This is a genomic window from Herbaspirillum robiniae, from assembly GCF_002213415.1.
Classification (GTDB): domain Bacteria; phylum Pseudomonadota; class Gammaproteobacteria; order Burkholderiales; family Burkholderiaceae_D; genus Herbaspirillum; species Herbaspirillum robiniae.
This window is the reverse complement of the sequence record NZ_NJGU01000004.1, coordinates 413902-428625: the sequence shown is the minus strand read 5'-3', so window position 1 is coordinate 428625 and position 14724 is coordinate 413902. Positions and strand designations below refer to the sequence as shown.

General features: G+C 67.9%; 13 protein-coding genes and 1 riboswitch. Of the genes, 3 read left to right on the top strand and 10 right to left on the bottom strand.

The features are described 5' to 3' along the window. Positions 1–9 precede the first annotated feature (9 nt). From CEJ42_RS08605 to CEJ42_RS08565, 10 genes are all read right to left on the bottom strand, one after another. A complete protein-coding gene (locus tag CEJ42_RS08605) occupies positions 10–2034 on the bottom strand; it encodes a putative cobaltochelatase (protein WP_088750636.1) in 2025 nt (674 codons plus the stop codon). Further along, positions 2031–6200, bottom strand: coding sequence for a cobaltochelatase subunit CobN (locus CEJ42_RS08600; protein WP_088750635.1), 4170 nt, complete (start codon positions 6198–6200; stop codon positions 2031–2033). The genes CEJ42_RS08605 and CEJ42_RS08600 overlap by 4 nt, the downstream gene beginning before the upstream one ends. Next, positions 6193–6534, bottom strand: coding sequence for a (2Fe-2S) ferredoxin domain-containing protein (locus CEJ42_RS08595; protein ID WP_165774409.1), 342 nt, complete (start codon positions 6532–6534; stop codon positions 6193–6195). The genes CEJ42_RS08600 and CEJ42_RS08595 overlap by 8 nt, the downstream gene beginning before the upstream one ends. Positions 6535–6658: 124 nt before the next feature. Further along, positions 6659–7408 carry a CbtA family protein gene (locus tag CEJ42_RS08590; protein WP_088750633.1) on the bottom strand — a complete coding sequence of 250 codons (750 nt, stop codon included), beginning with the start codon at positions 7406–7408 and terminating at the stop codon, positions 6659–6661. A gap of 12 nt (positions 7409–7420) precedes the next feature. Beyond that, complete coding sequence (locus CEJ42_RS08585) at positions 7421–7627, bottom strand: CbtB domain-containing protein (RefSeq protein WP_088750632.1); 207 nt, start codon at positions 7625–7627, stop codon at positions 7421–7423. Positions 7628–7769: 142 nt separating this feature from the next. Then, positions 7770–8011, bottom strand: a riboswitch (cobalamin riboswitch). 91 nt (positions 8012–8102) lie between these two features. Continuing rightward, positions 8103–8456 carry a hypothetical protein gene (locus CEJ42_RS08580; protein ID WP_088750631.1) on the bottom strand — a complete coding sequence of 118 codons (354 nt, stop codon included), beginning with the start codon at positions 8454–8456 and terminating at the stop codon, positions 8103–8105. A 102-nt stretch (positions 8457–8558) separates the two neighbouring features. After that, positions 8559–8705, bottom strand: a complete 147-nt coding sequence (locus CEJ42_RS24985) for a hypothetical protein (RefSeq protein WP_158522499.1) — start codon at positions 8703–8705, stop codon at positions 8559–8561. A gap of 250 nt (positions 8706–8955) precedes the next feature. Then, on the bottom strand, positions 8956–9297 hold the full coding sequence (locus CEJ42_RS08575; RefSeq protein ID WP_088750630.1) for a hypothetical protein: 342 nt from the start codon (positions 9295–9297) through the stop codon (positions 8956–8958). Positions 9298–9647: 350 nt separating this feature from the next. Then, positions 9648–11297: a phosphoglucomutase (alpha-D-glucose-1,6-bisphosphate-dependent) gene (gene pgm, locus CEJ42_RS08570; protein WP_088750629.1), complete on the bottom strand. Its 1650-nt coding sequence runs from the start codon at positions 11295–11297 to the stop codon at positions 9648–9650. Positions 11298–11578: 281 nt separating this feature from the next. Continuing rightward, positions 11579–11833 carry a GlsB/YeaQ/YmgE family stress response membrane protein gene (locus tag CEJ42_RS08565; protein WP_079214704.1) on the bottom strand — a complete coding sequence of 85 codons (255 nt, stop codon included), beginning with the start codon at positions 11831–11833 and terminating at the stop codon, positions 11579–11581. Between the two features lie 422 nt (positions 11834–12255). Between CEJ42_RS08565 and CEJ42_RS08560 the strand changes: the two genes are divergently transcribed. The 3 genes from CEJ42_RS08560 (at position 12256) to CEJ42_RS08550 (ending at position 14706) form a co-directional block, all read left to right on the top strand. Next, positions 12256–12681 (top strand): hypothetical protein, encoded by a 426-nt coding sequence (locus CEJ42_RS08560; RefSeq protein ID WP_088750628.1) that lies wholly within the window; start codon positions 12256–12258, stop codon positions 12679–12681. Positions 12682–12758: 77 nt separating this feature from the next. Further along, entirely contained in the window at positions 12759–13796 is a 1038-nt protein-coding gene (galU, locus tag CEJ42_RS08555; RefSeq protein ID WP_079214702.1) for a UTP--glucose-1-phosphate uridylyltransferase GalU, read from the top strand. 394 nt (positions 13797–14190) lie between these two features. Continuing rightward, complete coding sequence (locus CEJ42_RS08550; RefSeq protein WP_088750627.1) at positions 14191–14706, top strand: hypothetical protein; 516 nt, start codon at positions 14191–14193, stop codon at positions 14704–14706. Positions 14707–14724: the final 18 nt, after the last annotated feature.

Genomic DNA, 14724 nt, shown 5'->3' with positions numbered 1-14724 from the left:
TCTCGTTCTTCAGCGTGCGCCCAGTTGCGCGCGCACGGTCAACGCCAGGGCGTCGCCGGTCAGTTGTTCCAGGGTCAGGCACGGCGCGCCCAGCGCCTCGGCCAGCTGGGCCGCGCGGCCCAGGCGGATGTAGCCGGTCTCGGTGTCCAGCACCAGCGCGGGCGTGCCGCGCTGGGCCAGGTGTCGGGCCGCGGCCAGGGTCTGCCGCCAGGGGTCGTCGTCGTTGCCGGGCAGGCCGACGTTGGCGCGGCCGTCGGAGAGGATCACCAGCAGCGGCGGCGCTTCCTGCTGCGCCGATTTTTCCAGCAATTGCACCGCCAGCTGCAGCGCATGCGGCAGCGGCGTGCGCCCGCCGGTGGGCAGCTCGCGCAGGCCCTGCTCGGCCAAATCGACGCTGCGGGTCGGCTCCAGCAGGACCTGCGCCGATTCGCCGCGAAAAGCGATCACCGCCAGCTGGTCGCGCCGCTGGTAGGCGTCTGTCAGCAATGCCAGCACCGCGCCCTTGACCGCCTCCATGCGGCGCTGCGCGGCCATCGAGCCGGAGGCGTCGACCACGAACACGATCAGGTTGGCGCTCTTGCCGTTACGCACCTGGCGATGCAGGTCGGCCGGGGTGATGCGCAGACTGCCGTCGTGCGGCGCATCGTCGGCCAGCGCGCCGCGCACGGCGGCGCTGCGCAGCGTGGCGCCGACGGCCAGGCGGTCGGGATTGGCGTCCGGCACGGCGCGCGACGCGCTGCCGCGCCTGGCGTCGCTGACCGCGCTGCGGCGGCCTGCCGCGGCCTGCGACGCAGCAGCCGGCATGGCCTCGACGCTGATCGTGCGGGCGACGCCCGCCGCGGCGACGGTGAAAGTCTGCTCGCCGCCGTCACCTTCGCCCTCGCCGTCGTTCTCGCCTTGGCCTTGCCGGTCGTCGCCCGGTCCGGATTGCTCCGGCTGTTCGTCCTGGTCGCCGTCTTTGCCGCCTTCACCGGCATTCTGCTGCGGCGGCTGCGGCGCGCGCGCCTGATCGACCAGCTCGTCCAGCTTGTCCTGGTCCATGCCGGCCTGCTCGAAGGGTTTGCGGCGGCGGCGATGCGGCAGCACCAGCTGGGCGGCGGCGCGCACGTCGTCGGGGGTCACGCGCGAACGCGACTCCAGCGCGGCGATGGCGCGCGCGGTCTTGTGCATGACGATGTCGGCGCGCAGGCTGGCGACTTCGAACTCGCAGCACAAATGGCTGATCAGCTCCAGCATGGCGTCGTCCAGCGCAACCTGCGGCAACCGGCGCTGGGCCTGCGCCACCTGCGCGCGCAGGGCGTCCTGCTGCGCCTGCCATTGCGCGGCGAAAGCGACCGGGTCGGCTTCATAGGCGATGCGCCGGCGCACCACCTCGGCGCGCACGGCCTTGTCCTGCGGCGCGGCCACTTCCACCATCAGGCCGAAGCGGTCCAGCAGCTGCGGGCGCAGGTCGCCCTCTTCCAGGTTCATCGTGCCGACCAGCGTGAAGCGCGCCGGGTGCGACACCGACAGGCCCTCGCGCTGCACCGAGTTCACGCCCATCGCGGCCACGTCCAGCAGCACGTCCACCAGGTGGTCGGCCAGCAGGTTGACTTCGTCGATATAGAGGATGCCGCGGTGGGCGCTGGCCAACAGACCGGGCTGGAAGGCGCGCTGCGCGCCCTGCAAGGCCTTTTGCAGGTCCAGTGTGCCGAGCACGCGGTCTTCGGTGGCGCCCAGCGGCAGCGTCACGAACGGCACTTCGCCGTCTGCCGCCGCCGGGCCGGCGGCCGCGTTGCAGCGCTCGCAGGCGGCGGCAGGCAGCCCCGGCGCGCAGTTGAAGGCGCAGCCGGCGATGCGCTCAATGGCCGGCAACACCTGCGTCAGGCCGCGCGCGGCGGTGCTCTTCGCCGTTCCTTTGTCGCCGCGGATCAGCACGCCGCCGATGCCGGGGTCGACCGCGCACAGCAGCAGCGACTGCTTCAGCAGCGGCTGGCCGACGATGGCCGCGAAAGGATAGACGGCGTGGGCGGCAGGGTGAAAAGCGGCGCTCATTGCATGTCCCTGGTGTGTTCGCTGCCGCGCACGGTCTCGCCGCGCGCCTCCAGCAAGGTCTCGCTGTGCAGGTAAAGCTGGCGCAGGCGCTCCAGCGTCTGTTCGTCCGGCTTTTCCCACATGCCGCGGCTGGCCGCTTCCAGCAGGCGCTCGGCGATGGCGTTCTGGGCCCAGGGATTGGACTGCTCGAGGAACTCGCGCATCGCCGGGTCAAAGCCGTAGGTCTCGGCCAGTTGCTGGTACATCCAGTCGTCCAGCACCTGCGCGGTGGCGTCGTAGCCGAACAGGTAATCGACGGTGGCGGTGAGCTCCAACCCGCCCTTGTAGCCATGGCGGCGGATGCCGGCCAGCCACTTGGGGTTGACCACGCGCGAGCGGAACACGCGCAGCGTCTCTTCCTTCAGGTCGCGCACGGCGGCGCGCGACGGGTCGTGGCTGTCGCCGAAATAGTGGCGCGGCTGCTGGCCCGACAGCGCGCGGATGGTGGCGATCATGCCGCCGTGGTATTGCATGTAGTCGTCGCTGTCGAAGATGTCGTGCTCGCGGTTGTCCTGGTTGTGCAGCGCCACCTGCACGCCCGACAGCCGCTGGCGGAAGGCGTCGCGCTGGTCGGCGCCCTGCACCTTGCGGCCATAGGCGTAACCGCCCCAGTTGATGTAGGCCTCGGCGAAGTCGGCCTGGTCCTGCCAGTTCTTTTCCTGGATCAGCGGCAGGATGCCGGCGCCGTAGCTGCCCGGCTTGGCGCCGAAGACGCGGTAGCCCGCGCGCGAGGCCGCCTCGGCCTGGCCGAATCCCTGCTCCATCCACTGCTCCAGTTCGCGCAGGTAGTTGCGGCGCACGAAGTTCATGTCCGGCGGCTCGTCGGCGGCAATCGCCAGTTGCACGGCGTCGTCGATCAACTCGATCAGTTGCGGGAAGGCGTCGCGGAAGAAGCCGCTGATGCGCGTGGTGACGTCGATGCGCGGCCGCTGCAGTTCTTCCAGCGGCACCAGTTCGACGCCCGCCACCTGCCGGTTGCCGGCACGCCAGACCGGACGCGCGCCCATCAGCGCCAGGATCTGGGCGACGTCGTCGCCGTGGGTGCGCATGGCGCTGGTGCCCCAGATGCTGATGGCCACGCTTTCCGGATAGCCGCCGGCTTCGCGCACATGGCGCTCCAGCACCTCGCGCGCCAGCTGCTGGCCGACGCGCCAGGCCGACTGCGAAGGCACGCTGCGCGGGTCGACCGAATAGAAGTTGCGCCCGGTCGGCAGGATGTGGGCCATGCCGCGCGTGGGCGAGCCGCTGGGGCCGGCCGGGATGTAGCCGCCGCGCAGGCCCTGCATCAGGTTGCCGATTTCCTCGCCGGTCCTGCGCAGGCGCGGCACCAGCTGCGCGCAGGCGAAGGACAGCACCCGGCGCAGGCCGCTGTAGTCGGAGGCCGGCGTTGCCGCAACCGGCTTCGGCGCGGCCGCCGGCTTCAGCGCAGCCGGACGCGTCATCGCTCGCATGCCGCCCAGCACGCTGCCGGGGGCTTTGGCCAGCGCCGGCTGCAGGCGCGGCTGGTCGTCGGCCGGGGCTTTGTCGAGCTCGGCGAAGACGGTTTTCAACACGCCGTCGATGGCGCCCTCGTCGAAGGCGGCGTCCTGCAGCGACTGCATCAGCGTCACGCACAGGGCGTCGATGGCCTCAATGGCGTCGGCGCGGGTGACCACGGCGCGGCCGGCGCAGCGGGCCAGCGCGTCGCCGATGTTGAGGCGACGGCCCTTGTGCTCCAGCAGCATGTCCAGCGACAGGCCGAACAGCCGCGCGATTTCTTCCTGCAGGCCGGGCACGTCCTGGTTGGGCAGGCGCGTCAACGCCACCAGCATGTCGGGCATCTGCTGCTCATCGGGCATGCGCCCGAGGATGTGCAGGCCGTCGCGAATCTGCGCCGCGCCCAGCTCGCACAGGTAGCCGTCCAGGTCTTCGATCAGGTGGGCCACGCCGGCGCCGTCGAGCTCGCTCAGCGCATGCGGCAGCTCGCCGTCTTCGTGGTGATGGTGCGCATGATCATGCTCGTGGCCGTGGTCATGGTGGTGATGGCCATGCGCATGATGATGGTGGTCGTGATGGTGATGCCCGTGACCGTGGTCATGGCCGTGATCGTGGTCATGATCATGGTCGTGATGCAGCAGCTTGAACTGCAGGTCGGTGTCCAGGTTGGTCTGGCGCACCAGCTCCCAGATCTGCTGTTGCAGCAGCGGCAGCTTGGACGGATCCAGCACCTCGACCTGGTAATACTCGTCCACCAGTTGCGTCAGCTGGGCCAGCGCGCCGTAGCTGTCGGCGGTGGTCATCGGCGGCGTCAGGTGGTCGACCACCACGGCGTGGGCACGGCGCTTGGCCTGCGAGCCCTCGCCCGGGTCGTTGATGATGAAGGGATAGAACAGCGGCACGTCGCCCAGCAGCGCATCCGGGAAACATTCTTCGGACAGCCCCACGCCCTTGCCCGGCAGCCACTCCAGCGTGCCGTGCTTGCCCACGTGGACGATGGCGTCGGCGCCCCACTCCTCGTCCAGCCAGCGGTACAGCGCGTAGTAATGGTGCGTGGGCGGCAGGTCGGGCTGGTGGTAGATGGCGTCCGGATCCATGCCGTAGCCGCGTGGCGGCTGCAGCGCGACGAAGGCATTGCCCAGGTCAAGGCCGGCGATCACCAGATGATCCTCGTGCACATAGGCCACGCCGGGCGCCTCGCCCCACTGGCGCTGCATCTTCGCCTGCAACGCGGCCGGCAAGGCGGCGAACCACTGCGCGTAGCGCGCCGCCGGAATGCGCGCGGCGGCGCGGCGCAGCTGGTCTTCGGAGAGGATGATGTCGTCGTAGGAGCAGCGGTCCACCAGTTCGTGGATCAGCGCGGTGCCGGTGGCCGGCAGCTCGCCGACGCGATAGCCGTCGGCTTGCAGCGCGTGCAGCACCTTCATCAGCGAGGCCGGCGCATCCAGGCCGACGGCGTTGCCGATCTGCGAGGCCTTGCTGTTGGAGTTGGTGAAGATGAAGGCGATGCGCTTGTCGGCGTTGGGCTTGCTGCGCAGGCGCACCAGGCGCTGCGCCAGTCCGGCGATGCGGCGCACGCGGTCCGGCAGCGCCTGGTACTCGACCGCGCCGGACTCGTCGGCCAGCTTGAAGGACAACGGCACGCCGATGATGCGGCCGTCGAACTCGGGCAGCACCACGTTCATGGCCGCGTCCAGCGGGTTCATGCCGCGCGTGGACTGCTCCCACTGCGCCTGCGTCATGCCGCTGGTCATGGCCTGCAACACCGGCAGGCCCAACTGCTCCAGCACCGACACCGACCAGCCGGCCGGCGTGACGCCGCCGGCGGTGATCTCGCCCATGGCGAACGAGGTGGTGTTGATCAGCAGGTCGACATACGCCGGCCCGCCGTCGCCGCCGAAATAATGCAGCGCCGGCGGCAGCGCTTCGCGCCCGGCGTTGGAAGCGCGCAGCGAGGAGGTGAACACCGGCAGCACGTCCATGCCGCGCGCCTCCAGCGCCGCCACCAGGGCGTCGATGAAGCGGGTGTTGCCCGACAGCCAGTGCGCGCGGTAGAACACGATGCCCACCGCCGGCTTGCCGGCCGGAGCCTGCGCCCGCAGCGCCAGCCAGTCGGCGATGCCGGCGCCCTGCTCCAGGTCCGGATGATGGATGCCGTGCTCCGGCAAGGCCTGCGCCGGTTCGTAGCCGTAGCCGGTCAACAGCAGGCGGTCGGACAGGCAGCGCAGCAGCTGCGCCAGGTTGACGCTGCCGCCGCCGTTGAAATAGGCCAGCGCCTGCTGCTGCACGTCAGCCGGCGCGGTCGAGGCCGCAGCCAGTTCCGCGTCGGGTTCGCCGGCGCCGGAGAGCACGATCAGGTGCCGCCCTTCGCTGCGCGCCGCGCGCAGCAGCTCGGGAAAGCCCGCCACCGCGGACAGCTTGCCCAGCACCCGCAGCACGATCACGCCGGCGCCGGCGAGCTCGCCGCGCAGCAGGTCGGACAGCGTGCGCAGCGGCGCGCCCTCATCGTCGGTGTCACCCTGCAGGCGCTGCAGGTCGACGCCGGCCACCGCCGGAAAATCGTCCGGCAGCTGCGCGCGGGCGCTGGTCAGCATGGCAAGGTCGGTGGGCGCGTGCGTCAGCAGCGCAATGCGGATGACGGCATCAGGCATCGCGGGCCTCCGGTTCGGGATTGACGTCGCCGCTGCCCAGGCGATGGAAGATCAGGTCGGTGACTTCGCGCCCGCCTTCGAGGTGCTCGACCACCACGCGCTCGATGGCGCCGGCGTCCTCGCAGCGGTACCACACGCCTTCGGGATAGACCACTACCACCGGCGCCTGGGCCTTGCAGGCCACCATGCAATGGGTGCGGGTGCGCTTGACGCGCAGCTCGGGGCGGGCATCGATCTGCTCGCCCAGCACGGCGAACATGGATTCGGCCAGCACGCCGTTCTCGGTACAGCGCGGGCCCACGCACATCAGCACGTGTCGGGTATGGGTTCTCATTGCGTGGTCTTTTGCGTGCGCTTTCGCATCGTTTCTCGGGGCGCTTCAAATGCGTTGCGGCGACAGACGGCTATACGCCGTTTGTCGCCGCAACGCGGGGCCGGCGGCATGCCGGCCATGCCGTTCAAGCGAGCTTGCGATAGAAGAATCCGGTCAGCCCGCCCAGCGCGAGCCAGAAGACCGCATTGGCCATCGCGGTGGCATGGATGAAGGCGCGCGCCAGTTCTTCCGGCGCCACGCCGCCATGCACTTCAGGCTGCGGCGCGCCGATGACGTGCGGCACCGCCAGCAGCAGCACGCCCAGCAGCTTCCACGGCCAGGCGCGGGCATAGACGATGGCGCCCAGGCCGCCGGCGGTCAGGCCGGCCGTCATCACCCACCACAACTGGCGCGCATGCAAGGGCGCGGCCAGCGTGCCAGGCACTTCCGGCGGCAAGCCCAGCGAGGGCGCGACGAAGAACACCACGTAGCCGGCCAGCCCCCACAAGAGGCCGCTGCGCCAGCTCACCTGGCGGCCGCTGACGGCGATCGCCGCCACCAGCATCAGCGCGAAACCGATGGCCATGCTGACGTTGGCCAGCACCGTGTAGCCGGTGCGCTCGGCACCGTCGGCCGGCTCCCATTCGTCGCCGTCGTGGCCGTGTTCGTGTTCATGCTCCGCAGCGGCAACCGGCGCCGCGCCGGCCGCGGCCGCAGAGGCCGCAACCTCATGCTGGTGCGCATGCCCGGCGGCTTCGCCGGCCTTCTCGTATTGCTCGGCCTGGAGGATGATCTTTTCCACCTGCAGCTGCTGCACGCCCGACAGCAGCACGCCCGACAAGGCCCCGGCAATGACCACCGCCGACGCCATGCGCCGGAAAATCGTCCAGTTCATGAAGCCCCCGGGTCAGTGGCAGGGGAAGCCGGCCGAGTGGCGGCCGTCGTGGGCGGCGTTGTGCAGCTCGACCTTGGAGGCGAAGCCGGCGCCGTAGATCAGCGCCGCGCCCAGCGCGAAGGCCAGCAGCGACGGCGCGATGCGGTCGCGCCAGACGCTGCTGCCGCCTTGGATGCCGTCGATGGTGCTGCTCGGATTGATGCCGGAGGTGCTGGCCATGGTGTTCTTCCCTGTGCTGGTGGATGAAGCGGAAGGCTGGCGGCGAACGCGTCCGTGCCCGGTGGGCCGGCCCTGGCGGGCGGCGGCTGCAGTCTCAACCGGGATAAGGGAAGCTGTCCGTACGATCGCCCTCCGCGATGCAATTCAGAATTCGCCTCGGGCCGGTCTCCGGGCTCGCGGGATGAAGCCTGGGGCTTCGCGGACAGGCGCCTTCCCATGACAGGGCGAACCCTGGCGCACAGTGGCGTGATGCGTGTCCTTCCTCGCTTACCGTTGCGGGGGCAGCGCCGGGATGGGCCAGCCTTGTTCGGGCGGGCCGCACCGGCTTCCCGTTTGAATCCCTGGCGCGGCTGCGCGCGGGATACCAGAAGCAATGCTATGGCGCGCAGTATAAAGGCCGGGGCCGCTCAGGGCAACCGGACGCGGCCCGCAGCAAGCCGCATTGCGCGTGGAAGTTGGCACAAAGGAAACATCGTCAGGCGCCGCGGCTGCGGTCGACCGGGTCGCTGGCCGGAAAGCTGTCTTCCAGCGCGCCGTCGACGGCGTCCTGGACGCGCTGCGCCTGCCGCGCGCGTTCGTTCTTTTTCACCGAACGACTTTGCGCGGCCAGGCGGCGCGCGTCCTCGTCGACGATGTCGCGTCCGAGCTCGTTGTCAGAGGCGACCTCGCGCACCGCCGGCTCATGGGCGCTGTTGATGCGGCGGATTTCCTTGTCGATGGGCCCCGGCTCCGGCGCCTGGCCGGAAGCCACCGGCGTGGGCGACACCGAGCCGATGCCGGCGCCGAACACCTGGGCGAAATTGGGGATGGGAAGAATGGACTGGCGCATGACAAGCTCCTCTTTCCTCTGCAGGATGCTGTGCCTGCGGCCGCTTGCGCGGCCGCCTGTCGTTCATCGCCTATGGATCGCGGCGCACCTGGGCCGCACGGATCACATACGGATGGGCTTGTCCGAGGGACGGGGGTTGAGCGGCGGATCCTCCACCGGAATCGGATCGTCGTCCGGCAATTCCGGCGGCGGCAGGTGCGGATCCGGCATCGGCGGCGTCTCCTGCGGGGTGTGCAATGCGTTCTTCAATATGGGTCTCCTGGTGACGGCTTGCGTTGTTGCGATTGTTGTTCTCGACCGCTGCCTCCCGGCCCCTGCTCTTATCGTCCGCTGGGATGCTGGTGCGGAATCGGATCCTGCGGCGGCGTGGGATCCAGCGGCGGAACCTCGACCGGCGGCATGTCTTGCGGCTTGTGCATGGGGATCTCCCTCATCAACGAAATCGTCATTGGGCGCCAACGCCCGGCTTCGAACGCCAGCCGTCAGCACGCAAGCTCACTCAAGTTTTGTCGCCGCGCGGCTTGCGTGGCGTGCGCGGTTCGGCCTCTGCCTGGCGCTCCGGCACCAGGCCGTCGTCGGCGCTGGCCCAGGGGTCTTCGGTGCCGTCGGGCTCGACCACGCGGAATTCATCGGTTTCCAGCACCGGCAGCCGGCGCTGCTGGGCGGTGAGCAGCGGCTCGCTGCGACTGCGCTCCTGCCGTTGGCGACCGCCCTCTTCCTTGCCGGCCTGCGCCTTGTCGGCGTGCGGCTTGCGGGCTTGCGACTGCGCCTGCTGCGCATAGGTGGATCGCCGCAGCAGAGCGGCCTGGGCTTGCGTTGCTGGTAACGCGCGGTTGTCCATCTTCGGCCCTCCTGCCTTGATGTGATGTGGCTCGGCGCGGCCTCGGGCCCTGGCAGCCCGGCTGCGCCCCGGTGTTCCCGTCGCCACTGGACCCTGCGCCGGCTGATGCGGCTTGGCGAGGTGTTCGCGGGGTGTTCTCATCCTCGCGGATGAGCCCGGGCGGCATGGAAACAGCTTCATCTTACGAAGAAGGCAACAGGCCATCAGCAGGACATTGGCCGATTCGCTTGTAGGAGGGATGGAAGAAAAAACGCCGGTTGCCCGAAGGCAACCGGCGTCTTCAACCATCGATGCGGGAGCGGGCTGAAACCGACACGAGATCGGCACAAACCGCGCGCCTGCGTCGGCGATCAGTCGGCCTTCAGGGCCCGCGTGACGATCTCCTGGGCCTCGGCGAAGATCTTGTCCAGGTGGGCCTGGTCGCGGAAGCTTTCGCCGTAGATCTTGTAGATGCTCTCGGTACCGGAGGGACGCGCGGCGAACCAGCCGTTGTCGGTGACGATCTTCAGGCCGCCGAAGGCCTTGCCGTTGGCCGGTGCGGTGGTCATGACCTCGCGGATCGGCTCGCCGGCCAATTCGGTCGAGCTGACATCCTCGGGCGAAAGCTTGGACAGGCGCGCCTTCTGCTCCGGGCTGGCGGCGGCCTCGATGCGGCCGTTCAGCGGAGCGCCCAGCTGCTGGGTCAGCTCACGGTAAATGGTGCCCGGATCGTTGCCGGTGCGCGCGGTCATCTCCGCGGCCAGCAGCGCGGCGGTGATGCCGTCCTTGTCGGTGCTCCAGGGCTGGCCGTCGAAGCGCAGGAAGGACGCGCCGGCGCTCTCCTCGCAGCCGAAGCCCAGGCTGCCGTCATACAAGCCGTCGACGAACCACTTGAAGCCCACCGGCATTTCCAGCAGCTTGCGGCCGAGATGATCGGCCACGCGGTTGATCATCTGGCTCGACACCAGGGTCTTGCCGATGGCGGCATTGGCGCTCCACGCCGGACGATGGCGGAACAGGTAGTACACCGCGGTGGAGAGGTAGTTGTTGGCCGGCAGCAGGCCGGTGCTTTTGGCGATAATGCCGTGGCGGTCGTGATCGGTGTCGCACGCCAGCGCCACGTCGAAGCGCTCCTTGAGTGCGATCAGCTCGGTCATCGCATAGGGCGAGGACGGATCCATGCGGATCTGCGCGTCCCAGTCCATCGGCACGAAACGGAAGCTGGCGTCGACCTCGGTGTTGACCACTTCCAGGTTCAGCTTGTAGCGGTCGGCGATCGCCGACCAGTAGTGCACCCCGGCGCCGCCCAGCGGATCGACGCCGATCTTGACGTTGGCGCCGGCGATGGCGGCCAGGTCGATGATGTTGGGCAGGTCGCCGACGTAGTTGTCGAGGTAGTCGTAGCGCTGCGTGGTGCCGGCCTTGAGCGCCTTCTCGAAGTTCATCCGCTTCACGCCTTCGAGCTGCTTCTCGATGTAGGCGTTGGCGCGCTTCTCGATCCAGCCGGTGACGTTGGAGTCGGACGGGCCGCCGTTGGGCATGTTGTACTTGAAGCCGCCGTTGTCGGGCGGGTTGTGCGACGGCGTGACCACGATGCCGTCGGCCAGCGCGTCCTTGTGCACGCGGTTGTGCGTGAGGATGGCGTGCGACACCGCCGGCGTGGGCGCATACGGACTGCCTTCGGCCAGCATGGTCACCACGTCGTTGGCGGCCAGCACCTCCAGCGCGCTGTGCCAGGCCGGTTCGGACAAGGCGTGGGTATCGATGCCAAGGAACAGCGGGCCCTTGAAGCCCTGCTCCTTGCGGTAGTCGCAAATCGCCTGGGTGATGGCCAGCACATGCCATTCGTTGAAGCTGTGGGCATTGGCGTTGCCGCGATGGCCCGAGGTGCCGAAGGCCACGCGATGCGTAGGCTCGGCCATGTCCGGGCGCAGGCTGTAGTAATTGGAGATGAGCACCGGCAGGTTGACCAGTGCCGAGGGTGCCGCGCGTTTGCCGGCCTGTGGATTGACGCTACTCATGGATAGGATTTTTCTTGATAGTTGGAAACAGAGTCTGGCGTTTTGACAAGCCGGGCAAGCTCAACGTTCACCTGCCGGTCGAGTTTTCACGGCGCTGCGATGGCGGGCATTGTAACGGCAGCCGCGCCGCGCGGCACATCCGTCATGCAATCTTCATGCCGCCCATTGCGGCAGCCTTTGCTGCGCCTGGTCAACACGCAAAAATGCGCCCGGGCTGAACCGGGCGCATCAGGGGCGCTGCGCCTTGCGGCGTGACGCCAGTCAGGCATCAATCACGTCGGTCACGCGTGCCGCGTGAAGGCCCGCACGATCACCAGCAGCACGATCGCGCCCAGCGTGGCCGTGAGGATGGATGCCAGGATGCCGCCGCCGACCGCGATGCCCAGCAGGCCCGCCAGCCAGCCGCCGATCACGGCGCCGACGATACCGATCAGGATATCGGCCAGCAGGCCGAAGCCGCCGCCCTTCACCAGCACACCGGCCAGCCAGCCCGCGACCGCGCCGATGATGAGCCATGCAATGAGTCCGTGTTCCATGATGTTCCCTTTCTAGTGGATGTGGATGGAAGTCTTCTGTCCTGTCGGGCGCCGCATACGGGCCGGCGACAGATGAGGCCATGGTAGGAAGGCCGCGCATCGGCAGCTATCGGACAGCGGCCGATTGTCTTGTAGGACAAGCGCCGCAGCCGCGCCGGGCAAGGCTTTGCGCCGCTCCATCGGGGCCGGATAACGCACCGCCGGGCCCACCGGGATTGCGGGCCGGATTTTGCGGCGCGATATTTTCCTGTTTTCCTACATGGCAAATGGCGGCACTCCTATAGATGGAGAGCGCGCGGCTTCGTACGATGGCGTCAAATCGGATCAGCGGGGCGGCAGATGCTGCAGCGCAGCCCCGGATCCCTTCACCGCATAACGACAACCGCAGGTACACATAACAGAGCCACGAAAGCCACGACGCCATGCACACCACCGAGACTTGCCTGGAACAGACGCCTCCCTTCGCCAACAGCTTCGCCCTGTTTTCCTTCAGCGGCCGCCGCGACGGCGACGCCCCGAAGGCGGCCAACACCGCCTCCCTCCTGGTGGAAGAGGCGCGCCAGCATGCGCACGATTCGGCGCAGCTGCTGCGCGAGATCTCGGTCAAGGCGCCGCAACTGGCATCGGTGCTGGAGCAGCTCAACGAAGGCAGCGCGCCGGCGCGCATCGAGTTCGACGAAGCACCGGCCGGCAACGGCAATACATCAGCGCGACGCTTCGGCGCCGCTCGGGTGCTGGAGACCGTGACCGGTCTGCTGAGCCACGCTTTTCCGGCCAATGCGCCGCTGTTTCACGGCGGCCTGGCCTTCCTGCAGTTGAAGATGATCAAGAAAAAGAAGCAGGCCTGACGCTGCGGCGCCATGGATCCTGTGAAGACAAGGGTGAGGATGCCACGTCCTTCAATCAAACTCTACTTGGGCCTATCATGAAAAAAATCACCAAAGCAGTATTTCCCGTCGCGGGTCTGGGCAGCCGTTTCCTGCCCGCCACCAAGGCGCAACCCAAGGAAATGCTGCCCATCGTCGACAAGCCGCTGATCCAGTACGCCGTCGAGGAAGCCGTCGAAGCCGGCATCACCGAGATGATCTTCATCACCGGCCGCAACAAGCGCGCCATCGAAGACCATTTCGACAAGGCCTACGAGCTGGAAAGCGAACTGGAAGCCGCCGGCAAGACCAAACTCCTGGAGATGGTGCAGACCGTCATCCCCAAACACATCAATTGCGTCTATGTGCGCCAGGCCGAACCGCTGGGCCTGGGCCACGCCGTCCTGCTGGCCAAGCCGCTGGTGGGCGATGAGCCCTTCGCCGTGCTGCTGGCCGACGACTTCATGGATGTCGAGGCCGGCCAGAAGAACGTGATGGCGCAGATGACCGCCATGTTCGAACAGGAAGGCAAGAGCCTGCTGGCCGTGCAAGACGTGCCGCGCCTGGAAACCCGCCAGTACGGCATCGTCAGCGGCAGCGAATACCGCGACCGCCTGGAGCTGGTCAGCGGCATCGTCGAAAAGCCCGCGCCGGAAGTCGCCCCCTCCACCCTGGCCGTGGTCGGCCGCTATGTGCTCACGCCGGCGATCTTCGAGCGCCTGGAAAACATCGGCACCGGCGCCGGCGGCGAGATCCAGCTGACCGATGCGATCTCGGCCCTGCTCTCGGACGAACAGATCCTGGCCTACCGCTACGACGGCCAGCGTTTCGACTGCGGCTCCAAGCTGGGCTACCTGAAGGCGGCCGTGGCCATGGGCATCAAGCACAAGGAAATCGGCAGCAACTTCGCGCACTTCCTGCGCGACTTCAAGACCGACAACGACCTGCAGCAGTCGACCCAGCTGAAGGTGGCGGCCGCCATGGGCGCCGTCAAGACCGCAGAGATCAAGGAATTCGACGCTGCACAGCCGGTGGTTCGTCCATCGCTGGGCGCGTCCAACGAAAAGAAGCCAGCAGCAACCCGCAGTTTCATGTAAGTCCCCAGTAGAGACCGATGTTTTTGCAGTCCCGCCGCCCTGCGGCCGGACTGCTTTTTTTCGTCCTTCTCCCCCGTTTGCGCCCTGGCGCCCGCTTTTGCGGGTAAATTGTTTTCCGGCATTGTCACAGAGCTTTAACCTGGGCTTGCTAGGATCCCTCGCGATGGCTGCACGGGACCATCCCGCCTTTCGCATGCCATGGAGCGCGCCGCCGGCGACGCTGCCCCGGCCTGTAATCCGCTGGACCGCATGTCTTTTTTTGGCACACCGATGCAGCATGTAAACGTTTGCAACGCCGTCAATTTATTGTGAAATCGTTCACATTCTGTGCGGCAGATTGCGACCGCGAGTCAAACAATATATATTGTTTATATTAATTTTCAGAGGAGGGTTCATGGCAACCAGAGTTCAAACCGCAACGACCGCAAAGAAAACACCCGTCGCCAAGGCCGCACCCGCTGCCAAGGCCGTCGTGAAGAAGCCGGCTGTGAAGACCGCCGCGCGTCCGGCTGCAAAGACCGTGGCGCCCAAGGCTGCCGCTCCGAAAGCTGCAGCAGCCCCCAAAGCCGCTGCCCCCAAGGCGCCCGCCGCCAAGCCGGCCGCGCTGAAGAAGCCGGTCGCCCCCGCCGCCGCCAAGCCGGTCGACAAGGCGCCTGCGCTCACCAAGGCCGAAAAGAAGGCGGCCAAGCCCAAGAAGATCAAGCAGGTGCGCGACAGCTTCACCATGCCCGAGAACGAATACGCAGTGCTGGCGCAGGTCAAGAAGTCGTGCCTGAAGGCCGGCGTCGAGATCAAGAAGAGCGACCTGCTGCGCATCGGCGTTTCGCTGATCAAGAACCTGAAGATCGCGGAGCTGAAGGACATCCTCAACGGCCTGACCCCGCTGAAGGTCGGCCGTCCCAAGAAGTAATCATGGCCACGCCGCATG